A 21,490-nucleotide genomic window follows, 5' to 3' on the forward strand; every position below is an offset into this window, starting at 1 on the left:
AGTGGTCTGACCACGAACACTACTACTATAATAATCGAAGTGTAGGGAAATTGTCCATTATATTTTCACAACTACATTTTCTTCCCCGACAATTTCACGAAGTGCTCCTAAACATTCTTCACTTGGATGAATCGATAAACTCCGAGATAATTGTACCATTTTATGTTCCTTTTCATAATAAATTAGTACTTTCGCAAAACCTGAATAGTCGAACAATATTTTCGTAACCTGATTTAAAAGCTTTTTCTCATACTGAGATGGCAATTTCACGTAAACAGATGCGTCTTTCTTTTCTTCATAAACATCCATTTCCTCTAGCGGATATAGTCCATTTACAATCCATTGCAGCTTATGATTTCTTAGCTCAATCGTACCGTCAACTAAAACAATTGCTCCTTCTTGCAACTTATCCGAGAAATGTATATACGTTTCCGGGAAGAGGACCGCTTCCATTTCATCATTTTGATCACAGAATGTAATAAATGCCATCTTTTGAAACTTTTTCGTACGAATCACTCTCACACTTGTTATATACACAATCGCTCTTTGTACTTTTTTCTTGTTTCGCATCGCCTGAGCGAGAGATGGAATTTCTAATTCTTTTGCTAACTTCACATACTGCGCTGTCGGATAACTTGATAAATAAAAGCCAAGTGCTTCCTTCTCTTTATTTAGTTGTTCAATAAAAGATAACTCTTCTCCTTGTACATATTTCGATTTTGGAACAGCATCTCCTAAATCACGTGCGAGATTCGCGTACTCTAACGCCCCTTTAATACTTTTCCATAAATTCGTTCTCGAAACACCAAAATCGTCAAAACATCCCGACCAGACGAAAGCTTCTAAATTACGCTCCGTTACGAACTTTGACGGCATACGGAGACAAAACTCAAATAAATCTTCGAACATTTTTTTCTCTCGTTCTTCTAATAGTGCCGTCACTGTAGCCATTCCAATATTTCGGATCGAAAGTAAACTGTAACGTATCGCATTCCCTTCTATTTGGAAGTTGTAACCACTCCTCTGAAGAGACGGCGGCAAAACGTGAAAACCTTTCCGCTTCGTTTCTCGTATATACTGTACAATCTTATCTTCATTTCCAATTGCGCTTGATAATAATGCCGTCATAAATTCCAGCGTATAATTCGCTTTCAAATAGGCAAGCTGATATCCAATCATACTGTAAGCTACAGCGTGACTTCGGTTAAAACCGTAATTCGCAAATCTTACAATTAAATCATAAATTTTCTCTGCGGATGTCTCATCGTATCCATTTCGCAAACATCCTTGGACGAAATGCTTACGTTCCTGATCTAAAATATCACGATTTTTTTTACTCACCGCACGGCGCAGTAAATCTGCTTCTCCGAGCGAAAAACCTGCTAACTTCGATGCAATTTGCATAATTTGTTCTTGGTATACAATGACGCCGTATGTTCTTTCTAAAATTGGCTTTAAATCCGGATGTAAATATTCAATTTTTCTTTTTCCATGTTTCGATTCAATAAAAGTCGGTATCTGTTCCATCGGTCCTGGTCTGTATAACGAGTTAACAGCTACGATATCTTCAAACTCATTCGGTTTTAACCCGCGAAGTACATTTCGCATACCACCTGACTCAAGCTGGAATACACCTGTTGTATCCCCTCTCCCTAATAATTGGAACGTCTTTTCATCTTGAAGAGGTAAGTTTCTTATATCGATTTCTTTCCCTGTTTTGTTCGCGATAAATTTTATAATATTTTCAAGTAACGTTAAATTACGTAATCCTAAAAAGTCCATCTTAAGCAACCCAAGTTCTTCTAGCGCATCGGCTGGATATTGCGTAACATAAACATCGTTATGTCCTTCTTGAATTGCTACACTGCCTGTTAGCGGTTCTTGACTCATAATAACACCAGCCGCATGAATAGACGTATGACGTGGTAAACCTTCTACACGTTTTGCGATTTCAAACACACGCTCATGTAGAAGATTCCCTTGTATAAACTCACGAAGTGATTGTGATTCTTCATATGCATCTTTTAACGTTATACCGAGCTTTGATGGGATAAGTTTTGAAAATATATCAATATCTCGCGGCGGAAGCCCCATTACGCGGGCAATGTCTCTAATTGCCGCTTTTGCTGCAAGCGTACCAAACGTTACAATTTGCGCAACACGGAGCTGACCGTATTTATCTTTCACATAGCGAATCATCTCATCACGTCTTACGTCTGGAAAATCAATATCAATATCAGGAAGCGTCACACGTTCAGGATTTAAAAACCTTTCAAATAATAGATCGTATTCAATTGGATCAATATCTGTAATTTCTAATACGTATGAAACGAGTGAACCAGCTGCCGATCCACGACCTGGTCCTGTTAGAATATGATTTTCATGTGCATACTTCATAAAATCCCATACGATGAGGAAATAATCACTAAATCCCATACGAGAAATAACATTTAATTCATGATCCAAACGCTTTATATGCACTTCTTTCGGAGCACCATATCGTTTCCGCAAACCTTCTTCACAAACACGACGCAAGTATATATCACTGGTTTCATTAGACGGAACAGGAAACTTCGGAAGTTGATTTACATGGAACGGTATTTCTACTTGGCAACGCTCTGCAATTTTTATTGTATTTTTGATTGCTTCCGGCGCATGGGAAAATAGTGCTTCCATTTCATCCGATGACTTTAAATAATACTGATCTGTTTTCAGCCTCGGCCTATCTGGATCAGTCATTTTCGTTCCACTTTCAACAGATAGTAAACATTCATGAACAAGCGCGTCACTTTGATTGATATAGCGCACATCATTTGTTGCAACGACTGGAATATTAACCCTACTAATAAATTCAGGTAGTTTCTCTTGTAAAAGCAACTCATCTTGAATCGCATGATGCTGCAAACTCATATAAAAATGACCGAACATATTTTGATATGTGCGAGCTACTTCTTCAGCCTGACTCTCATTGTCTTCTAGTAATAATTGCTCAATTTCGCCATCTTTACCTGGTGAAATTGCAATTAATCCTTTCGCATAATGCGCAAGCCACTTCTTAGGAATACCTTCTTTGGACTTTGTCATAATACTGCTAGAAATCTTTAATAAATTTTGGTAGCCTATTTCATTCTCAGCAAGTAATACAAGCGGATAAGACCTTTCTTCTTCTTCACTAAAAATAGAAGCGGTTAATCCAATAACAGGCTGTATACCATGTTTCTTACATGCTTTATAAAACGGAATAACGCCATACATAACATTTTCATCCGTAATAGCCAGCGATGAAAAACCGAGTTCTTTCGCCCTGACTACAAGCTCATCAATTTTACAAGCACTTTTTAATAAACTAAAAACGGTTTGACATTGTAAATGCACAAACTTCACTGTTGTACCCTCTCTTTACCTATTTGACTACTTTTATTATAGGTGATGAGGAAAGCGGAAATCAAAACATACTTCTTATACTTTGTCCATATATATGAAGAAGAAAGGGGAATGACGATGGATGTAAGAGAACATACTTTTTTCTCTCTGCTTATTATTAGTTATTTTATTGCCTTTGGGGTTATACTTGGCGGTTCATTAATTGGTGGATTTGGTGCGTTTCTTATCGGAAAACCAGCTCTAACTTACATTAATCAATTCGCCCAAAATTTAAGAATTTGGGCACTCGTTGCAGCAATCGGTGGAACATTCGATACCTTTTATAGCTTTGAAAGAAGTTTCTTTGGCGGAGATATGAAAGATATCGTAAAACAAATTCTCCTTATTTTTTTCGCAACTGGTGGTATGCAAACAGGTCTCATTATTATTAAATGGCTAACGCAGGAACATGTATGAGAGTACCAAGTGCCAATACAGCAAAAAGATGGTATTTAGTATTAGCTGGTGCTGCTGTTGGAGGCGTGTTGAGCTGGTTTATTTTTTTGTACATATACGGTGTTTTTCAAGAAGAACAAGCTAGTAAAATAGCAGAACAAAGAGAAATTATAGAAAAACAAGAAGCAAAGCTCCACGTCCTTCTCGAAGATCAAGAAAAATTGAACACTGAAAATAAACGACTCTTAACCATTCAAGAGATTAAAATAAAACTTATCAATCGAGAAAAATACGATTTAGACAATCTTACACTCGAAAATATGACTACATCTATCCATAATGATCTCCAGCATCTTTTAACGAAAAACATTCAAAGTATCGCAAAAAATAAAGACCTGCTAAAAAAGGTAATCGAAAATAAAACGTACAAACATTACGATCGGCTATACCGTTTTAAAGTCGATACAATATCTTTTGATACAGTGCTTGAAATTAGCATAACTATAGAGAAAGAAAAATAAAGAAGGAGGGCTTTAGCGCCGCTCCTTCTTTTCGTTCTAACATATAGTCTCTTATTTACAAATCTCACGTAAATCAGCAAAAAGACGATCCGCTTCTTCCCAAGAAGATGCCTTGGCACCAGAAGCCATCGGGTGCCCTCCGCCGTTATATTGCATTGCCAATTTGTTTATAACTGGTCCTTTTGAACGAAGACGAACACGAATTACGTCGTCTTCCTCTAAAAATAGAACCCACGCCTTTAATCCATCAATATTGCCAAGCGCTCCAACAACACCAGATGCTTCAGAAGGAAGTACATCAAACTCTTCTAATACTTCTTTCGTTAATTTAATGTAAGCTGCTCCTTCTTCTACCATCGTAAAGTTTTGTAAAATATAACCGTTTAAACGAGCAATTTTTTCTTTTGTCTTATACATTTCATTGTATAAATCTGTGAATTTCACACCCATGTCAACAAGCTCACTTACGTGACGAAGTGTTTTTGCTGTCGTATTTGGGAATAAGAAACGACCTGTATCTCCAACAATTCCTGCTAAAATAAGGCGGGCTGCTTCTTTTGTTATTTTTAACCCCTTATCTTTTCCATAGTTATAAAACTCATAAATCATTTCACTTGTAGAACTCGCTGTCGTATCTACCCACGTAATATCTCCATATGGATCTTCGTTTGGATGATGATCAATTTTAATTAACATCTTCCCTTTTGTATAGCGTTGATCGTCAACACGTTCTTGATTCGCAGTATCACAAACAATAACAAGCGCATTTTCGTATACACTATCTTCAATATCATCCATTACTCGTAAGTATGCTAGTGACGGTTCATTGTACCCAACCGTATAAATATTTTTCTCTGGAAACGATTCTTGTAGAATTGTACCAAGACCACCCTGTGAACCTAACGCATCTGGATCCGGACGCACGTGGCGATGAATAATAATTGTATCAAACTCTTTAATTGCTCCTAAAATTTGCTCATGCATATGTATAATCTCCTTTTTAATCAACTTCTTCACTTTAACGTGCAGTAAAAGCCCAATGGATGGGGCTAATCATTAGCGCATGGAAACATCCCCACACTAATTAAAGTTTCACTTTATCCTCCATTATAACGGAAAGTATTTCATACATGCGAACAATTGCTTTATAATAAAAGTTAGAAAGTTTAGATATTTCTTTTTCTTTTCTATTATTTTTCACAAAGCGATGGGAGTGTTCATTATGCCAGTATTAGTCTTCTGTATTATCATCTCATTTATGTTGTACATCTTTTACAAAACAAAATACTTTCGTACAAACCGCCCAATGGAAAAAGGTTGGCTCTCAGGAAAATCCGCAATGGCACTCGGTTCATTCGTTTTATTTTTCGGGATAAACCAATTCTTTTTAGAACTTTCAACCGCTCGTATTATCGTTGGTGTTTTATTCATTCTATTTGGTAGTGCAAGTGTATTTAATGGATTTCGCCAATACAAACATTTCTTACCATTAGCAGTTAAAGAAGCCGAAGTCTATGAAGCAACATAAAAAAGCATCAATATTGTGATGCTTTTTTACGTCCCCTAACTTTCAAAATCATATATGCAACAAACGCAGATGGTATATTAAATGGGTTACCTTGTACGTGAAAATGTAATTGTTCTTCTCCAAAAGACATTTTTTCATATAGCTCTCGCTGAGATAATCCTGTCTTTTCCTTTTTTTCATGTAAACCTTGTAAGTATAAATATTGGATCGGTATCATTACAAGAAAGTAAAATAGTGCGATACTACAAAAAAAGAGTACGGCTGACGACATAATGCATACCACCTTTCAGAAATCCATTTTCTTACAATATAATCATAACACAATATACGACGGAATTGAATTACTATTCTGTCTTTTATTACGTTACTTTTCCACTCCATCCCATACATATTCCACTAAAACTCCCATCTAAAATCATGCCTTTCAAATGTAAAACAGCAAAAAAGATGGAACAAATCAAAACGATTTGTCCCATCTTTTTATTTATCGATTAACTGAACCATAAGTAATGCTTTTCCAACAACATTACCTTCATGATGCACCTCTACATCGACCTTACCAAATTTACGCCCAATTTCTAATACTTTCGGATGAACGGATACAACATTATCAATTTGAACCGGCTTTACGAAATAAATCGTTAAGTTTTCAACAATTAAATCGCTTTTCTTTTGCGCACGAATGACGCGATTTGTCGCTTCTGTCACAATTGTTGCAAATACACCGTACGATAACGTTCCGATTGAGTTCGTCATTTGTGGCGTCACCGAAAATTGATATAGATGCTCATTCCTCGCTTCTTTTGGCGTCATAAATTGATTCGTTACAATATCATCAATTGTTTCTCCAACTTGTGGCTGACGTTGAATCATTTGCAGTGCCTGAAGTACATCTTGACGGCTAATAATACCTTGCAGCTTATTTCCTTCCTCAACGACAGGAAGTAATTCAATTCCTTCCCACACCATCATACGTGCCGCAGCCGCGACAGACATTTTACCGTTCACTGTAATTGGGTGTTTTGTCATTACTTTATCAATTGGTGTTTCTTTCGCTACACCGATCATATCTTTTGAAGTTACGATTCCTAGCACTTTGTTATTTTCATCGACGATTGGATATCTTCCGTGCATTGTCTCTTCGTTATACGCATGCCATTGCTGTACTGTATCACTCGGCCTTAAATATAACGTTTCTTCAATTGGCGTTAAAATATCTTCAACGAGTACAATTTCTTTCTTAATAAGTTGGTCATAAATTGCACGGTTAATTAACGTTGCAACCGTAAATGTATCGTAGCTACTTGAAATAATCGGCAGCTTTAATTCGTCTGCTAATTTCTTTACATGATCTTCCGTATCAAACCCGCCCGTAATTAATACAGCAGCTCCAGTTTCTAGCGCTAATTCATGTGCATTCGTACGGTTACCAATAATGAGTAAATTCCCAGCTTCTGTATAGCGCATCATCGCTTCTAATTTCATAGCTCCGATTACGAATTTATTTAATGTTTTATGTAGTCCTTCTCTGCCCCCAAGTACTTGACCATCGACAATGTTAACGACTTCTGCATATGTCAGTTTTTCGATATTTTCTTTCTTCTTTTGTTCAATTCGAATTGTTCCGACACGTTCAATTGTACTAACATATCCTTTATTTTCTGCATCTTTAATTGCACGGTAAGCGGTCCCTTCACTTACACTCAAATCTTTCGCAATTTGTCTTACAGAAATTTTATGGCCTACTGGCAGGCTATTAATATGTTCTAAAATTTGGTTATGCTTGGTAGCCAAATGGTTTCACCATACTTTCTTTTCCCTAAATTCTTCATGTGTTGTACTTTTAGTATACTATATTTTCAAAACTGTTACACTCTCTCTTTGCATACCTGTACTATTTTTTTTATAACAAAATGACTCTTACATTCCACCAGTCATTCTATTACAACAATGTAATGCTATCGTCATCTCATTCGATAGTTCGTACACTTGATTACCTATACAATTAAGACAAGAAATAAAACAAAGGAGCGAACACATGATGAAAAAATTTTTAGAGGTTGTAGGTGCTGTATTTTTAGCTTTCGTAGATGGGAAAAAGGTTGCAATAGAATTGAATGAAACACCTGAACAACCACTTACCAAAAGAAAAGAATCACCAAAACAAATACAAGCATTAAAAGCTGTCCTACACACGTAAAAAACCCTTCACTTTTCTTTTCAAATGAAGGGTTTCTTTTCTATAGTGTAATACTTTCTCCAGCTTCTAATACTTTCCCTGTACAATTTTGTAGCTTTTCTACAAATTGATATGGATCTTGTTCAATAACTGGGAACGTATTGTAATGCATCGGTACAACAGTTTTCGCATTAATCCATTTTGCCGCTAGTACAGCATCTTCTGGTCCCATTGTGAAATTATCACCAATTGGTAAAAATGCTAGATCAACTTTATTTAATTCCCCAATTAACTTCATGTCAGAGAATAGTGCAGTATCTCCTGCGTGGTATACAGTTTTCTCTTCTGCTGTAAATAAAATACCTGCTGGCATACCTGTATATGTAATCGTCTTATTTTCTTCATCAATATAACTAGAGCCGTGGAATGCTTGTGTAAACTTCACTTTTCCGAAGTCAAATTCATGTGAACCACCAATATGCATCGGGTGTGTATTTACACCTTGCCAACTTAAAAATGTTGCTAATTCAAATGGCGCTACAACAACTGCATTATTTTTCTTCGCAAGCTCTACTGTATCTCCAACATGATCACCGTGTCCATGCGATAAAAGAATTGCATCCACTTTTACATCTTCAGCTTTTAAATCTGTTTTCGGATTACCTGTTAAAAACGGGTCAATTAAAATAACTTTTCCATTCGCCTCAATTTTCACAACTGAATGTCCATGATAAGATACTTTCATTATTACATTCCTCCCCTGTTCACATTCTCACTTTTTATTCTACATGATTTTTGAATCCCCTGTCTTTTCTAACATCTATTTACTTGTCATAACGCTTTCTTCCGAGTTAAAGTTATATTTGTAATTAAATATCTCGGGGGTGCCAATCGATGAATGCTAGATTAGAAAATTTAATGCAATGGCTAAAAGAAAAAAACATAGAAGCTGCGTTCTTAACTTCTACACCGAACGTTTTCTACATGACAAACTTCCACTGTGAACCACATGAAAGATTACTTGGTATGTTTGTATTCCAAGAAAAAGAACCTATTTTAATTTGTCCTAAAATGGAAGAAGGTCAAGCTCGTAACGCTGGCTGGGCACATGAAATTATCGGATTCACTGACACTGATCGACCATGGGATATGATTGCAAAAGCAATTAAAGACCGCGGCATCAATGCAAATGCAGTTGCAATTGAAAAAGAACATTTAAACGTAGAACGCTACGAAGAATTAACAAAACTATTCCCAAATGCAGCTTTCAAATCAGCTGAAGAGAAAGTTCGTGAACTTCGTTTAATTAAAGATGAAAAAGAGCTTTCTATTTTACGCGAAGCAGCTAAAATGGCGGACTATGCTGTTGAAGTTGGTGTAAATGCAATTAAAGAAAACCGCAGCGAGCTAGAAGTATTAGCAATTATTGAACACGAATTAAAAACAAAAGGCATACATAAAATGTCATTTGATACGATGGTATTAGCAGGTGCGAACTCAGCTCTTCCACACGGTATTCCTGGCGCAAACAAAATGAAACGCGGCGATTTCGTACTATTTGATTTAGGCGTAATCATTGATGGTTATTGCTCTGATATTACACGTACAGTGGCATTCGGTGGGATTTCTGAAGAGCAAACTCGTATTTACAACACTGTACTTGCTGGACAACTACAAGCAGTTGAAGCATGTAAACCAGGTGTTACACTTGGCGCAATCGACAATGCTGCTCGTTCTGTTATCGCAGATGCAGGTTACGGTGACTTCTTCCCGCACCGCCTTGGTCACGGACTTGGAATTAGCGTACACGAATATCCAGATGTAAAAGCTAGTAACGAGTCTCCATTAAAAGAAGGTATGGTCTTCACAATCGAGCCAGGTATTTACGTACCAAACGTAGGTGGCGTTCGTATTGAAGATGATATTTACATCACAAAAGACGGATCAGAAATTTTAACGAAGTTCCCGAAAGAATTACAATTTGTAAAATAAGAAAAAAGGCAGCTTGGTTGCTGCCTTTTTCTATTTCTCTACTATTTCAAATTTCTCTACAATCATTTTTGCTGGATAACTTTCAAGCATTTGAAAAGACCATAATTTTATTTTATCCCCTGTTTTTAATTGATTATATGCACGTTTATCCTTAAAGCTCAAAACTATATGTGATGGATACTCTTTATTCATTTGTTGTTCTATATAATTTTGTAACTCTATTTTTGTTTCAAACGTTTTATCACTGACGAAAAATACCGTGTCATTTCTTACTATGACATACCCTTCTTCAGGTACTTTTTTTACCTCTACTTGTTTTGTAGTGCACGCTGATAATATGATTAGAAATACATTTATAAACATTAATTTTTTCATATGCCTATTCATTTTTAACTCCTTACTCTAGGCTATTTCAAATTTAACACCATCTTCTCCTCATACTTATCATCCCATTTAATCACAACCTCTATCGGTTCATCTTTAGATAAAGGCGCACAACTTACACAAGATGATTTCATTTCAATCTTTGCTCCTTTATGACTTTCTGACGTTTGTGTCATTGTGCTAAAGGCTCCATTAATAGCAATCTCTAAATTTTTAAATTCTGTATTCCCATCTCCGCCTTTGTACTGAAACGTAAACACTCCATCTTCACTGTCGTCCTTAATATGGCCCTTATATTGTCCCGTCCAACTTTTGCTCTCGCTAGAAAAAGTAACATACCAAATCGAACAACTCCCTAAAAAGAAAATACTAATGAAAAAGAATAATGCTCTCTTCATCATGCCCCTCCATTCAAAAGCATTTATTTATTGTCTATTTCTTCCTCTTATTATACTATCAAAATACAGAATTTTCTAAAATAGGAGGTTTATATGTTACAACAACAGTTAGAAGAAATTTGTAATAATAATTACGTAATCAATAATGTCCTCAATATCGATCCTTTAAGTTCCAGTATGCTGGAGCATATTGGGGATACTGATAGTTATTTAAGAGATAAACTTATCTACTCTACTTTTTATCACCTAATCAAGAAGGACTATATTTCACACACACACTTACAGAAACTATTATCAGAAAGCATCAGTGACAAATATTTATTGTATAAAATTCATTCGGATGACGAAGATGCGGTATTTATCCGCGCCTTTACAACATTATTAATTACACTCATTATTGATGCCGATACAAACCATAATTTCTTATCACAGGCTGATCTTTTACATGTAAAAGATCAATTAGTTCTATATATGAACAACGAGCATGATTTCCGCGGATATGTGCAAGACCACGGCTGGGCACATAGTATCGCTCACGCTTCTGATACATTTGAGGCGCTTATTCGTAGTCCTAAACTGGAAACTTTATATTACGAGGAAATATTACAAACTTTATTAAACAAAGTTTGCGTCCATTCTATTTACTACAAATATGAGGAAGATGAACGTCTCGTTTATCCGATTGTCGCAATGCTCCAAAGTGGTCTAAAAGAAGAAGTACTCATATTAGCCCTTCATGATTTAGTAGCCAATTACCCGTCAAAAAACAAACATTACATATTGAATCGTACGAGTATCTATACGGAAATATAAAATCTTTCTTACGTAGCTTATTTTTCAGATTACGTACAATGTCTATATGTAAAGAAACTGAATGCGAAATTGAAAAATTGCTACAAGAACTTCGAAAATATTATTAAAAAAAGAAGGCCACTTAGAAAGTGCCTTCTTCTATTTCACTAATATTTAATTGAAATTTCACGATCCAAACTGAGAAAAGGTGGACAAGAAGCGCAAACGCCATACATGCTCCGCTTAAAAAAGTTAGTATAGGATGCGAATACACGTGCCCTAATCCATAGGATATCGCCACGAAAAACATTGTTATGTAAATATAAATTGCTCCATGTATTTGCCTCATATAAACCTCCTTTTCACATAGTATACCATAAATTTTCTGATTATTCACATTAATAGACTGTAATTAATATTTCTCAACTGTTACACCTCTTACAGCAGCCTTAATATACGGTGACCCTTGTAAACTTTGTAAATCCTCTGTTTTCCCTGTTACGACTACACCGTATATTGGTAAGTCTTTTGGTTTGGTGTTTTTTTATTTCTTTATAGTTTATCCTAAAATATTCTCGATATCCCTCTTTATTTTCACTTAAAGATATCCAAATGCAGCTTTTATAAATTTTTTCATAATAAAAAGCACATCTATTTTGATGCGCTCTTCACATATATTCTAGTAAAATATGAATCATTTTTTTCAAACAAAGACTCCCACTCCTCTCTCCCCATACTACCGTTATGACTTAGTTGCCATAATAATTGAACGAGGATAAAACCCCAGCTTTTCATAAAACGATACAGCTTCATTTCCGTATACTACTGTTAATTCAATTTCATCTATCCTCTTTTCTTTAAACCATTCCACTGCACCATTCATTAATTTCAAACCAAATCCGTTTCTTCGGTATTTTTCATCGACAAATAAAACTTCAACCTTCCCGCTTACGCTTTTACTATACGCTATACAAAATCCTAATATATTATCTGTTTCTGATTCAATCAATAATTCAATTCTATATTCTCCGTACTTTGAGTTCTTTTTATAATTTTCAATACGTTCCTCAAATGTCATTCTTGGATAATCGCCAGAAAAATATTTTGATTTATTATTATGATATTCATGCAATTTATTTAAGGATTCTCTTATTATCTCTATTTCATCGAGAGTGATATATTTATTACTAATTTTCATCCTACAGCATCTCCAATAATATATATTCCAACAAAAAAGAAGACCATTTTACGGTTATAAAATAACAATCTATTATTTCATCGCTTCCTTCACAACATCTTGAATCATAACAACTTCTGTTTTCATATCAACAGATGGTGCTTCTTCATCAATACATTCATACCAAAACGCTAAATGCTTTTTATCAATTTCATGATGCGAATTTTCGACAAAAATACCACCTTTTCCTTGCACAGAATACCAATATAAGTACTCTTCTCCATCTCTTATTTCCCGGAAAATTGTCTCAACGTACATTTTTTCGTCGTTTAGTGTCAACAGCACTTCTTTCATATTGTCATTCAGAAGCTGCATCCATTCATCTACACGACGACTTTTACCTTGTTTCACTTTGAATCTCGTTAACTCCACATTCATTTTTATTCCCCCGTTTTCTTACGTACAAGCAATCTATATTCTATTGGATGATAAAAACTTAATTTACTAGCTAATTTTTGCGAAGGAATATTGTCTACATAACAATCCCAGCACGGTGTAATATTATTTTTCATACAATGTTCAATGAACCGCATTGCAACAGCTTGGGCTAATCCTTTCCCTTGATATGCTTCATGCGTTACAATATCAATTTCAGCAAATCCATTCCCGTTAAATATCGAAACACATTCCGCTACAATTATCCCATCTTGTTCTATACAGAATCCAAAGCCATTATTTAAAAACACTTTAGTTGATCCCCAATATTCTTTATAATATTCCTCTGTAAATTCATTGCTTTGTGCTATATCTTTTCTATCAATACGCTTCACTTCATATGTATTTATGTTACAATCTTGTTTTTTCTCTTCAAAGGTTATGCTTTGAAATTTCATTCGCGGAATGTTCCGAAGTATATTACTAAATCGCCCTTCTATCATCATTTCCCACTCTTCACTTGAAGTAAAGAGTGTAAATCTCTTCTCTGTTTTTTCAATAGCCATTTTTAAATATGCAAATAAATTTTCGTTATACTTGTGATCATCCGTATCACCAAATAAATAATAGATACCGTTACCTGTAATAATTAATCCTGCTGTTAACTGCCCGTTTGTAAAAACTTCACCATCTATCATTTGATCACATACCGCATAAGCAAACGTCGTCGTTTTTGTATGACTTTCTAAAATCGGAAGGATTTTTCTATACTCGGCTACAGATAATTTTTTCATAATTGCTCCACTATAATTGTATCCGCCTCTATATTTTCAAAACAAAGATTTACCGTTCTCTTTAATGCTCTCGTTCTATGAATCGTACATGCTGGAATTAAAATAGAATCATTTGGCTTTAATACCGCTGTTTCTCCATCCTCAAAATCAATAACTAATTCTCCCTCTAATACAATGAATAATTCATCCGAATTAGAATGATAGTGCCAATCATATTCACCAGTAAATACAGCGATTCGTAAGCAATGACTATTTACATTTGAAACGACGAAGTTTTTATGTTGATCTTGAATGTCCTTTGTTAATTCTATTAAGTTCACAGTTTCCATCTTTCGTCTCATCCTTTCATTAGTCGTTCTTCTGAAAAACTAGCTTAGTCTCCACCACCTCCGCAATCTCCCTCACCATCACTTGAGCTGCTACAATCATTGCTACTGTAGTCACCGAATCCACTTGATGAACTTGAAGCATATGAAGATTTTTTTCTCATTTTTCTTTGCTTATCTTTCTTACTTTCATGACTAGGCCATACTGTAGCAAAGAGTATAACGAATAAGGTTAATTCTATTACGACAAGTGCAACTTCTAGAATGCTCTCAATAATATTGGGGGTTATCTCAAAACTGTACAACACTCCAAATGAATACATACACAAAATCACATACAGAGCCATACAAATATACCGAAATGTTTTCTCTATCATAATGACCACTTTTTTTGAAAGAGGTATGTTCTGTTCCTGTTTTTTCTTTATATACTTTTGTCTTTTAGCTTGCTTTTTCTTCCTCTTTTTGCTCCCCATTGAATCCCCTCTTTTTGTTATATAATTCTAAATTATCATAATGAAAATCAATTTACACCAATAAATAACAATTATTCACATGTTATTTCTCCATAAAAAAAGACCCTCCTCATAAAGGAAGGTCTTGAATTTGTCTCTATTATGATAAAGCAGGAGCTTTTTCAAGAAGCTCTTTCGCATCAGCGTATTGTAAGCCGTGCGCTTCTGCAACTGCTTCGAATGTTACATATCCGTCTAATGTGTTAATACCTTTTAATAATGCAGTGTTGCCTAGGCAAGCATCTTTGTAGCCTTTGTTGGCAATTTGCACTGCATATGGTACTGTTACGTTTGTTAATGCAAGAGTTGACGTACGTGGAACCGCACCTGGCATATTAGCAACTGCATAATGAACAACGCCGTGTTTTTCGTAAGTTGGGTTATCATGAGTTGTAATACGATCAGTTGTTTCGAAAATACCACCTTGGTCAATCGCGATATCTACAACGACAGAACCTGGTTCCATTGATTGAATCATTTCTTCAGTTACAAGTTTTGGCGCTTTTGCACCTGGAATTAATACTGCACCAATAACAAGGTCAGATTCTTTTACAGCTTCTGCAATGTTGTATGGATTAGACATTAATGTTTTTACTTGGTTACCGAAAATGTCATCTAGTTGACGAAGACGTTCTGCGCTTAAGTCGATGATTGTTACATCTGCACCTAAACCTACTGCAATCTTCGCTGCGTTTGTACCAGCTTGACCACCGCCGATAATTGTTACTTTGCCGCGTTTTACCCCTGGAACGCCTGCAAGTAAAATACCTTTACCGCCTTTGTTTTTCTCAAGGAATTGTGCACCGATTTGTGCAGACATACGACCTGCTACTTCACTCATAGGTGCAAGTAATGGTAATGAACGATTATCTAATTGTACTGTTTCGTATGCAATTGATACAACTTTGTTATCAATTAATGCTTTCGTTAATTCTGGTTCTGGAGCTAAGTGTAAGTATGTGAATAAAATTAAACCTTCGCGAAAATAGCCGTATTCACTTGCTACTGGCTCTTTTACCTTCATAACCATATCTTGATTCCATGCTTCTTCAGCAGTTTCAACAAGTTTCGCACCAGCTTGTACGTATTCTTCATCCGTAAAGCCAGACCCTAAACCTGCTCCTTTTTGAACAAAAACTTCATGACCATTTTGCACTAAATGTACTGCTCCCGCTGGCGTCATTGCCACGCGGTTTTCATTGTTTTTAATTTCTGTTGGAATACCGATACGCATTATTAGTTCCCCCTTGAGTTATGAAATGACCCCTGAATCATTTTTTAAAGCGCTTTCTACGCTCTTATATTTTAACATAATATCTCAATATTTGACAAAAAATAATATAAGTTTTCCGATAGATTTAATTTTATATTAAAGGACAGTATTATCCGCACCTATCAGCATAAAGGATAAACTGTCCAATCATTCGAATCTTCACTTTATTTTTCTCTATCGATGTCTATGAATAACATCTACTGCACCAGTTACTTCAATAATTGTACCGGTAATCATATCGGAATCTTCCTCACATAAAAACGAAATCGTTCTTGCGATATCTTCGCCTGTTCCAGATCTACCAATTGGTGTTTTACGTTCTTTCAACTGACGTGCTTCTTGAATTGTCGCTTCTTTCATTTCACCAATAATATCACCAGGGCATACCATATTTGCAGTAATTCCATATTCTGCTTCTTCGTAAGCAACGGTTTTCGTTAATGAAACAAGTCCTACTTTCGCTGCTGCAAAAGCTGAACGATAAATCCATCCCGGTGCACTATCTGCCCCTTGGAATCCGTAATTAATAATACGGCCAAAGTTCTGTTTTCTCATAACCGGAACGACAAGTTTCAACAAATGAAATACCGCTGTTAAATTACCCTGAATCATTTCATTCCATTCATCTTCTTCATAATCGACTAACTTTTTTCGTTCAAATACATATGGACCAGCATTATTAATTAAGAAATCAATTTTGCCAAAACGGCTTATCGCTTCTTCTACCATTTTATGTAAATCTTCCTTTTTCGTGACATCCGCTTGCACGAATTGTAGACGCTCTTCTACGTTTTTATATGTTTCTTTCATCGTTTCCATAGCCGTTATATCGCTATGATATGTTACTGTTACTGAATAGCCTTTAGCCAATAACTTTTCTGTTACTTGCTTTCCTAAACCTTTCGTACCGGCTGTAATGAGCGCATGTCTCACAAAACTGCCCCCTTTTAAATTGCTATACTTCATATGTAACAAGTTCTCGCTCCAATTACAACTAAAATGAATTGAAACAGAGTTTTCAAAATTCTGTAACGTTTCTGGCAAGCACGTTACCAAAATTTGTTTTATAATTAAGTTGTAAACAGTTATAAAACAGATTGGGAGGAATTTACTATGAATAATACATATACAAATATTTTAATCGCGGTGGATGGTTCTAAAGAAGCAGAAAAAGCCTTTAAAAAAGCAATTCAAGTCGCAAAGCGCAATAATGCAACATTAACAATTGCTCATATCGTTGATGTAAAAGCGTACTCAGCAGTAGAGGCTTATAGCCGTGCAATTGCTGAACGTGCAAATCTATTTGCAGAAGACTTATTAGAAGACTACAAAAAAACTGCGCTTGAAGCTGGTCTTGAAAAAATTGAAACTGTATTAGAATTTGGTAACCCTAAATCTAAAATTTCAAAAGAAATCGCTCCAAACCATAAAGTAGATTTAATTATGTGTGGCGCGACTGGTTTAAATGCTGTTGAGCGTTTCCTAATTGGTAGCGTCTCTGAACATATTATTCGCTATGCGAAATGCGATGTCCTTGTTGTTCGTGGTGATGAGGAACAAGGTGAGCTTTAATTTATAGATAAAACACCAAGTCCACATGGGCTTGGTGTTTTTCATTTCACATATTTTACTATAAATACAAGACAAGCTATAACAACAACGGTAATTGCCAATACATAAGGAGGTAAAAACTTCAAAGACCATAATGCCATCATAATCGTCGCAACCATTAAGTACGTTTGCTTTGCACCTTCTGTCATTTTTTTACGAAGAAAGAAAACATATAAATAACCAATTGGCGGCGTAATAAAGCAAAGAACGTATATGATTTTTGATTTTAAATACCACTTTTGTTCTCCAAGTTTCTTTATATCTCCTTCAAATCTCTTACTCTCTTGTTCTCTCGCTTCTTCTACAAGCTGGTCTTCCTCTTCTCCTCTCTTTTCTTTCATATAAGGAAGAAAGTGCATAAAAAAATAGTATGCAAATACGAACGCTCCAAATCCAATATTTAATCTTTCTAACGGAATATGCTCACTAAAAAAAGCAGCAGCAATTGCTAAAGAAAAGCAATACGTCGTCATCCAAAATGAACGTTTTCTCCTTTTCCGTTCCATTTCTTTTTTACCTTGTATATCTTTTCTTTTCGAAAGCCATATAGAAATAAAGCAATCTACTACAAATAGAGCAAAAATAAATATCGCAACGTGTACTGTTTCTAAATCCTCAAATGAAAAGATATTTGGGAATGCAACATGTAATACAACTAACGTATACAAAATTACCCCTATAAAATAAATACGCCTCATTTTCCATTCCTTTCTTATTTCCTAACATTACGTTAACATACATTTTTTAGAAATAGACGGACAAAATATATATGTGTAAAAAAGGAGGATGCTATATGGATGATTCTGAACGCATTATTTTAGACGTAAACGGAAAAGAAATTGAAATGCTAGATAAGATTCGCACTCATTTTAAAGAGAAACATGGCGTTGAACTAAGTAATGGTGCATTGCTTCGTGATTTGATGGATATTGAGTATATTCGAATTACGGAAGAGCGACATAAGTATGATTCATTTTAAGCTGTAAAAATCACAAAGAAGGTACGCTTTCCTGTACTAAGGTTAGCGTACCTTCTTTCCTATCAATCAACTTCCAACAAACTCTCCAACTAATCCTTTCGCCTTCTCCAAAGCTTTTTCAATTTGCTCAAAACCTGTCCCGCCAGCACTGTTACGACGTTTCACAGCTGCATACGGTGAAAGAACTTCATACAAATCTTCTTCAAATAACGAACTCATCTCTTTATACGTTGCAAGTGGGACATCTACTAAATAAATTCCGTTTTGTGTGCAGTGTAGCACTAGCTTCCCAACAATTTCATGAGCTTGACGGAATGGTAGTCCTTTACTTGCTAAGTAGTCAGCAATTTCTGTTGCGTTAGAGAAATCTTTCGTCACAGCTTGCCCCATTTTTTCTTTGTTTACAGTCATCGTCTCTAACATGCCTGCCATAATATGAAGGCACCCTTCTACTGTTTTTACTGTATCAAACATTCCTTCTTTATCTTCTTGCAAGTCTTTATTGTAAGCGAGCGGTAATCCTTTCATGACTGTAAGTAAACTAAATAAATTACCGTATACTCTGCCTGTTTTACCGCGGATTAGTTCCGCCATATCAGGATTTTTCTTTTGCGGCATAATGCTACTTCCCGTTGCGTATTGATCGCTCATTTCAATAAATTGAAACTCTTGGCTACTCCATAAAATAAGTTCTTCGCAAAAGCGTGATAAGTGCATCATGAGCATAGATGAGTTACTTAGGAACTCCAGTATGAAATCACGATCGCTTACTGCATCTAAACTATTTTCATAGATTCCATTAAATCCAAGAAGCTCCGCACTATATTCTCTGTCAATCGGGAATGTTGTCCCTGCTAACGCTCCTGCCCCTAACGGCGAAATGTTAATACGCTTTAATGAATCTTCATAACGATTCACATCACGCTCTAACATCCAAAAGTAAGCAAGAATATGATGAGCAAATGAAATCGGCTGGGCACGCTGCAAGTGCGTATAGCCCGGCATAATAGTTTCAATATTATTTTCTGCTTGGTGAACAAGAACCGTCTGCAATTGTTTTGTAGCTTTTATAATATGTTCTACTTTTTCTTTTAAATATAAGTGCATATCTGTCGCTACTTGATCATTACGGCTTCGGCCAGTATGAAGTTTCCCTCCCACTTCACCGATTTTTTCAATTAACATCTTTTCGATATTTAAATGAATGTCTTCCGCTTCAACTGAAAAATGCAATTTATTTTGTTTCGCTTCTTCTAATAAATATTGAAGACCTATCTTTATTTTCTCGGCTTCCTCTTTCGTAACGATGCCTTGCTTTGCTAGCATCGTTACGTGTGCAATACTTCCGTTTATATCTTGATTTACTAATTGTTGATCGAAGGAGATGGATGCTCCGAACTCTTCAACCCATGCTTCCGCTTCTTCTGTAAAACGTCCGCCCCAAAGTTTGCTCACGCTTCCACCTTCTTTTGATTCACTTGGCTGTATACTTTCGTCGGTAAACCGAATAATGAAATGAATCCAACTGCTGCATCATGATTAAATTCATCTTGAGCAGTATATGTTGCTAATTTTTCATCGTATAAAGAGTATTCAGATTTACGTCCTTCTACAATCGCATGACCTTTAAATAATTTCACACGCACTGTACCTGTTACATTCTTTTGCGTTTCTTGTAAAAATGCATGAAGCGCTTGTTTTAAAGGCGAGAACCATAAACCATTATAAATAAGTTCTGTTATTTTCTGTTCAATCACTGGTTTAAAATGCGCTACTTCTTTTACGTGTGTTAAATCTTCCAACTCTTTATGCGCAGTAATTAACGTCATTGCTGCTGGGCATTCGTATACTTCACGAGATTTAATACCGACAAGACGATTTTCTACGTGATCAATACGTCCAACGCCATGTTTTCCAGCAAGTGCATTTAGCGTTTTAATTAATTCTGCAAGTGAATATGCAGTACCATTTAAAGTCGTCGGTACGCCTGCTTCAAATCCGATTTCTACAAACTCTGGTTTATTCGGTGTATCTTCTAATGCCAGTGTCATCTCATATGCATCTTCTGGCGGTGCTGCCCATGGATCTTCTAAAATTCCACATTCGTTGCTGCGTCCCCATAAGTTTTGATCGATTGAAAATGGGCTATCTAAATTAATCGGAATTGGTACATCGTTTTCTTTTGCATAGGCAATTTCTTCTTCACGTGACCACTTCCATTCACGTACAGGTGCAATCACTTCTAAGTAAGGATTTAATGCTTGAATAGAAACTTCAAAACGAACTTGATCATTTCCTTTCCCTGTACATCCATGTGCAACTGCAGTCGCTCCTTCTTGCTCTGCAATTTCTACTAATTTCTTCGCGATAAGTGGGCGTGATAGCGCCGAAACAAGAGGATATTTCCCTTCGTATAATGTGTGTGCTTGCATCGCCATCAATGCATATTCGTTTGCAAATTCTTCTTGAACATCAATCATATATGATTTAATTGCACCTACTGAAAGTGCCTTTTCTTTTACAAATGCTAAGTCTTTGCCTTCCCCTAAGTCTAAACAAAGCGCGATAATATCATAATCCTTCTCTTGTAACCATTTAATTGCAACGGAAGTATCAAGACCTCCGGAATATGCTAATACAACTTTTTTCTTCTCCATTTTGCATCCCCCTAAAGAATAAATATTCATTTTCTTTTATAATAATTCACACTTTAACACCTTTTACAAAATGTATCAAGAGTCATTTTCAAATTTTTTCAAACAATTTC

The 21,490-nt window shown here is 35.7% G+C and carries 25 protein-coding genes and 2 pseudogenes; 8 read left to right on the forward strand and 19 right to left on the reverse strand.

What is annotated here, in order from left to right:
* Positions 1-57: 57 nt before the first annotated feature.
* A complete protein-coding gene (gene dnaE, locus AXW78_RS22170; RefSeq protein ID WP_000673719.1) occupies positions 58-3,384 on the reverse strand; it encodes a DNA polymerase III subunit alpha in 3,327 nt (1,108 codons plus the stop codon).
* 42 nt (positions 3,385-3,426) lie between these two features.
* On the opposite strand from dnaE, the gene AXW78_RS22175 reads away from it, so the two are divergent.
* Both AXW78_RS22175 and ytrI read left to right on the forward strand, forming a co-directional pair.
* Positions 3,427-3,840: a YtrH family sporulation protein gene (locus AXW78_RS22175; RefSeq protein ID WP_002005839.1), complete on the forward strand. Its 414-nt coding sequence runs from the start codon at positions 3,427-3,429 to the stop codon at positions 3,838-3,840.
* Positions 3,837-4,340: a sporulation membrane protein YtrI gene (gene ytrI, locus AXW78_RS22180; protein ID WP_001265736.1), complete on the forward strand. Its 504-nt coding sequence runs from the start codon at positions 3,837-3,839 to the stop codon at positions 4,338-4,340. Before AXW78_RS22175 ends, ytrI begins: the two co-directional genes overlap by 4 nt.
* 51 nt (positions 4,341-4,391) lie before the next feature.
* Here ytrI and AXW78_RS22185 read toward each other — a convergent pair whose 3' ends face one another.
* Positions 4,392-5,324, reverse strand: a complete 933-nt coding sequence (locus tag AXW78_RS22185; RefSeq protein ID WP_000545135.1) for a DHH family phosphoesterase — start codon at positions 5,322-5,324, stop codon at positions 4,392-4,394.
* A 238-nt stretch (positions 5,325-5,562) separates the two neighbouring features.
* On the opposite strand from AXW78_RS22185, the gene AXW78_RS22190 reads away from it, so the two are divergent.
* The gene (locus tag AXW78_RS22190; RefSeq protein WP_001144752.1) at positions 5,563-5,868 is read left to right on the forward strand and encodes a YtpI family protein; all 306 of its coding nucleotides are present in this window, start codon (positions 5,563-5,565) and stop codon (positions 5,866-5,868) included.
* A 7-nt stretch (positions 5,869-5,875) separates the two neighbouring features.
* On the opposite strand, the gene AXW78_RS22195 is transcribed toward AXW78_RS22190, so the two are convergent.
* On the reverse strand, positions 5,876-6,139 hold the full coding sequence (locus AXW78_RS22195; RefSeq protein WP_000093043.1) for a DUF3949 domain-containing protein: 264 nt from the start codon (positions 6,137-6,139) through the stop codon (positions 5,876-5,878).
* 209 nt (positions 6,140-6,348) lie between these two features.
* Complete coding sequence (locus AXW78_RS22200) at positions 6,349-7,662, reverse strand: CBS domain-containing protein (RefSeq protein ID WP_000201574.1); 1,314 nt, start codon at positions 7,660-7,662, stop codon at positions 6,349-6,351.
* 244 nt (positions 7,663-7,906) lie between these two features.
* Here AXW78_RS22200 and AXW78_RS34510 point away from each other — a divergent pair, with 244 nt between their 5' ends.
* On the forward strand, positions 7,907-8,068 hold the full coding sequence (locus AXW78_RS34510) for a hypothetical protein (RefSeq protein WP_061884660.1): 162 nt from the start codon (positions 7,907-7,909) through the stop codon (positions 8,066-8,068).
* A gap of 40 nt (positions 8,069-8,108) precedes the next feature.
* Here the strand turns inward: AXW78_RS34510 and AXW78_RS22210 are convergent, their stop codons facing one another.
* Positions 8,109-8,792, reverse strand: a complete 684-nt coding sequence (locus tag AXW78_RS22210) for a metal-dependent hydrolase (RefSeq protein ID WP_000868924.1) — start codon at positions 8,790-8,792, stop codon at positions 8,109-8,111.
* Between the two features lie 149 nt (positions 8,793-8,941).
* Between AXW78_RS22210 and pepQ the strand changes: the two genes are divergently transcribed.
* Complete coding sequence (pepQ, locus tag AXW78_RS22215; protein ID WP_000994016.1) at positions 8,942-10,039, forward strand: Xaa-Pro dipeptidase; 1,098 nt, start codon at positions 8,942-8,944, stop codon at positions 10,037-10,039.
* A 30-nt stretch (positions 10,040-10,069) separates the two neighbouring features.
* Here pepQ and AXW78_RS22220 read toward each other — a convergent pair whose 3' ends face one another.
* On the reverse strand, positions 10,070-10,426 hold the full coding sequence (locus AXW78_RS22220) for a DUF3221 domain-containing protein (RefSeq protein ID WP_061884661.1): 357 nt from the start codon (positions 10,424-10,426) through the stop codon (positions 10,070-10,072).
* A gap of 20 nt (positions 10,427-10,446) precedes the next feature.
* Positions 10,447-10,821, reverse strand: coding sequence for a hypothetical protein (locus AXW78_RS22225; RefSeq protein ID WP_000816729.1), 375 nt, complete (start codon positions 10,819-10,821; stop codon positions 10,447-10,449).
* Positions 10,822-10,914: 93 nt separating this feature from the next.
* On the opposite strand from AXW78_RS22225, the pseudogene AXW78_RS22230 reads away from it, so the two are divergent.
* A pseudogene (locus AXW78_RS22230) lies at positions 10,915-11,741 on the forward strand (DUF2785 domain-containing protein).
* Between the two features lie 14 nt (positions 11,742-11,755).
* Here AXW78_RS22230 and AXW78_RS22235 read toward each other — a convergent pair.
* From AXW78_RS22235 to AXW78_RS22270, 9 genes and pseudogenes are all read right to left on the reverse strand, one after another.
* A complete protein-coding gene (locus AXW78_RS22235) occupies positions 11,756-11,962 on the reverse strand; it encodes a hypothetical protein (RefSeq protein ID WP_001248905.1) in 207 nt (68 codons plus the stop codon).
* Between the two features lie 63 nt (positions 11,963-12,025).
* Positions 12,026-12,218, reverse strand: a pseudogene (locus tag AXW78_RS32820) (anti sigma factor C-terminal domain-containing protein); the annotation flags it as partial.
* 137 nt (positions 12,219-12,355) lie between these two features.
* Positions 12,356-12,811 (reverse strand): GNAT family N-acetyltransferase, encoded by a 456-nt coding sequence (locus tag AXW78_RS22240; RefSeq protein ID WP_061884662.1) that lies wholly within the window; start codon positions 12,809-12,811, stop codon positions 12,356-12,358.
* Between the two features lie 72 nt (positions 12,812-12,883).
* Entirely contained in the window at positions 12,884-13,228 is a 345-nt protein-coding gene (locus tag AXW78_RS22245) for a DUF6176 family protein (protein ID WP_001100236.1), read from the reverse strand.
* A gap of 2 nt (positions 13,229-13,230) precedes the next feature.
* Positions 13,231-14,019: a GNAT family N-acetyltransferase gene (locus tag AXW78_RS22250; RefSeq protein ID WP_061884663.1), complete on the reverse strand. Its 789-nt coding sequence runs from the start codon at positions 14,017-14,019 to the stop codon at positions 13,231-13,233.
* Positions 14,016-14,348: a cupin domain-containing protein gene (locus AXW78_RS22255; protein ID WP_061884664.1), complete on the reverse strand. Its 333-nt coding sequence runs from the start codon at positions 14,346-14,348 to the stop codon at positions 14,016-14,018. The genes AXW78_RS22250 and AXW78_RS22255 overlap by 4 nt, the downstream gene beginning before the upstream one ends.
* 44 nt (positions 14,349-14,392) lie before the next feature.
* Positions 14,393-14,821: a hypothetical protein gene (locus AXW78_RS22260; protein WP_061884665.1), complete on the reverse strand. Its 429-nt coding sequence runs from the start codon at positions 14,819-14,821 to the stop codon at positions 14,393-14,395.
* Positions 14,822-14,960: 139 nt separating this feature from the next.
* Positions 14,961-16,094 (reverse strand): alanine dehydrogenase, encoded by a 1,134-nt coding sequence (gene ald, locus AXW78_RS22265; RefSeq protein ID WP_001219405.1) that lies wholly within the window; start codon positions 16,092-16,094, stop codon positions 14,961-14,963.
* 213 nt (positions 16,095-16,307) lie between these two features.
* On the reverse strand, positions 16,308-17,099 hold the full coding sequence (locus AXW78_RS22270) for an SDR family oxidoreductase (RefSeq protein WP_033703588.1): 792 nt from the start codon (positions 17,097-17,099) through the stop codon (positions 16,308-16,310).
* Positions 17,100-17,246: 147 nt separating this feature from the next.
* Between AXW78_RS22270 and AXW78_RS22275 the strand changes: the two genes are divergently transcribed.
* The gene (locus AXW78_RS22275; RefSeq protein ID WP_001066673.1) at positions 17,247-17,705 is read left to right on the forward strand and encodes a universal stress protein; all 459 of its coding nucleotides are present in this window, start codon (positions 17,247-17,249) and stop codon (positions 17,703-17,705) included.
* A 41-nt stretch (positions 17,706-17,746) separates the two neighbouring features.
* Here the strand turns inward: AXW78_RS22275 and AXW78_RS22280 are convergent, their stop codons facing one another.
* Positions 17,747-18,442, reverse strand: a complete 696-nt coding sequence (locus AXW78_RS22280) for a hypothetical protein (protein ID WP_061884666.1) — start codon at positions 18,440-18,442, stop codon at positions 17,747-17,749.
* 95 nt (positions 18,443-18,537) lie between these two features.
* Between AXW78_RS22280 and AXW78_RS22285 the strand changes: the two genes are divergently transcribed.
* On the forward strand, positions 18,538-18,723 hold the full coding sequence (locus AXW78_RS22285) for a hypothetical protein (protein WP_061884667.1): 186 nt from the start codon (positions 18,538-18,540) through the stop codon (positions 18,721-18,723).
* A gap of 66 nt (positions 18,724-18,789) precedes the next feature.
* Here the strand turns inward: AXW78_RS22285 and argH are convergent, their stop codons facing one another.
* Together argH and AXW78_RS22295 are read right to left on the reverse strand one after the other, a co-directional pair.
* Positions 18,790-20,178, reverse strand: coding sequence for an argininosuccinate lyase (gene argH / locus AXW78_RS22290; RefSeq protein WP_061884668.1), 1,389 nt, complete (start codon positions 20,176-20,178; stop codon positions 18,790-18,792).
* Complete coding sequence (locus tag AXW78_RS22295; RefSeq protein ID WP_000412307.1) at positions 20,175-21,380, reverse strand: argininosuccinate synthase; 1,206 nt, start codon at positions 21,378-21,380, stop codon at positions 20,175-20,177. Before AXW78_RS22295 ends, argH begins: the two co-directional genes overlap by 4 nt.
* Between the last annotated feature and the right edge of the window lie 110 nt (positions 21,381-21,490).

The organism is Bacillus thuringiensis (assembly GCF_001595725.1).
Taxonomy (GTDB): domain Bacteria; phylum Bacillota; class Bacilli; order Bacillales; family Bacillaceae_G; genus Bacillus_A; species Bacillus_A thuringiensis_K.

Bases quoted from the DNA above. Each gene is read 5' to 3' on its own strand.
- ytrI (WP_001265736.1), top strand. From the start codon at position 3,837: ATGAGAGTACCAAGTGCCAATACAGCAAAAAGATGGTATTTAGTATTA.
- AXW78_RS22185 (WP_000545135.1), bottom strand. From the start codon at position 5,324: ATGCATGAGCAAATTTTAGGAGCAATTAAAGAGTTTGATACAATTATT.
- AXW78_RS22190 (WP_001144752.1), top strand. From the start codon at position 5,563: ATGCCAGTATTAGTCTTCTGTATTATCATCTCATTTATGTTGTACATC.
- AXW78_RS22195 (WP_000093043.1), bottom strand. From the start codon at position 6,139: ATGTCGTCAGCCGTACTCTTTTTTTGTAGTATCGCACTATTTTACTTT.
- AXW78_RS34510 (WP_061884660.1), top strand. From the start codon at position 7,907: ATGATGAAAAAATTTTTAGAGGTTGTAGGTGCTGTATTTTTAGCTTTC.
- AXW78_RS22210 (WP_000868924.1), bottom strand. From the start codon at position 8,792: ATGAAAGTATCTTATCATGGACATTCAGTTGTGAAAATTGAGGCGAAT.
- pepQ (WP_000994016.1), top strand. From the start codon at position 8,942: ATGAATGCTAGATTAGAAAATTTAATGCAATGGCTAAAAGAAAAAAAC.
- AXW78_RS22220 (WP_061884661.1), bottom strand. From the start codon at position 10,426: ATGAATAGGCATATGAAAAAATTAATGTTTATAAATGTATTTCTAATC.
- AXW78_RS22225 (WP_000816729.1), bottom strand. From the start codon at position 10,821: ATGAAGAGAGCATTATTCTTTTTCATTAGTATTTTCTTTTTAGGGAGT.
- AXW78_RS22235 (WP_001248905.1), bottom strand. From the start codon at position 11,962: ATGAGGCAAATACATGGAGCAATTTATATTTACATAACAATGTTTTTC.
- AXW78_RS22240 (WP_061884662.1), bottom strand. From the start codon at position 12,811: ATGAAAATTAGTAATAAATATATCACTCTCGATGAAATAGAGATAATA.
- AXW78_RS22245 (WP_001100236.1), bottom strand. From the start codon at position 13,228: ATGAATGTGGAGTTAACGAGATTCAAAGTGAAACAAGGTAAAAGTCGT.
- AXW78_RS22250 (WP_061884663.1), bottom strand. From the start codon at position 14,019: ATGAAAAAATTATCTGTAGCCGAGTATAGAAAAATCCTTCCGATTTTA.
- AXW78_RS22255 (WP_061884664.1), bottom strand. From the start codon at position 14,348: ATGGAAACTGTGAACTTAATAGAATTAACAAAGGACATTCAAGATCAA.
- AXW78_RS22260 (WP_061884665.1), bottom strand. From the start codon at position 14,821: ATGGGGAGCAAAAAGAGGAAGAAAAAGCAAGCTAAAAGACAAAAGTAT.
- ald (WP_001219405.1), bottom strand. From the start codon at position 16,094: ATGCGTATCGGTATTCCAACAGAAATTAAAAACAATGAAAACCGCGTG.
- AXW78_RS22270 (WP_033703588.1), bottom strand. From the start codon at position 17,099: ATGAAGTATAGCAATTTAAAAGGGGGCAGTTTTGTGAGACATGCGCTC.
- AXW78_RS22275 (WP_001066673.1), top strand. From the start codon at position 17,247: ATGAATAATACATATACAAATATTTTAATCGCGGTGGATGGTTCTAAA.
- AXW78_RS22280 (WP_061884666.1), bottom strand. From the start codon at position 18,442: ATGAGGCGTATTTATTTTATAGGGGTAATTTTGTATACGTTAGTTGTA.
- AXW78_RS22285 (WP_061884667.1), top strand. From the start codon at position 18,538: ATGGATGATTCTGAACGCATTATTTTAGACGTAAACGGAAAAGAAATT.
- AXW78_RS22295 (WP_000412307.1), bottom strand. From the start codon at position 21,380: ATGGAGAAGAAAAAAGTTGTATTAGCATATTCCGGAGGTCTTGATACT.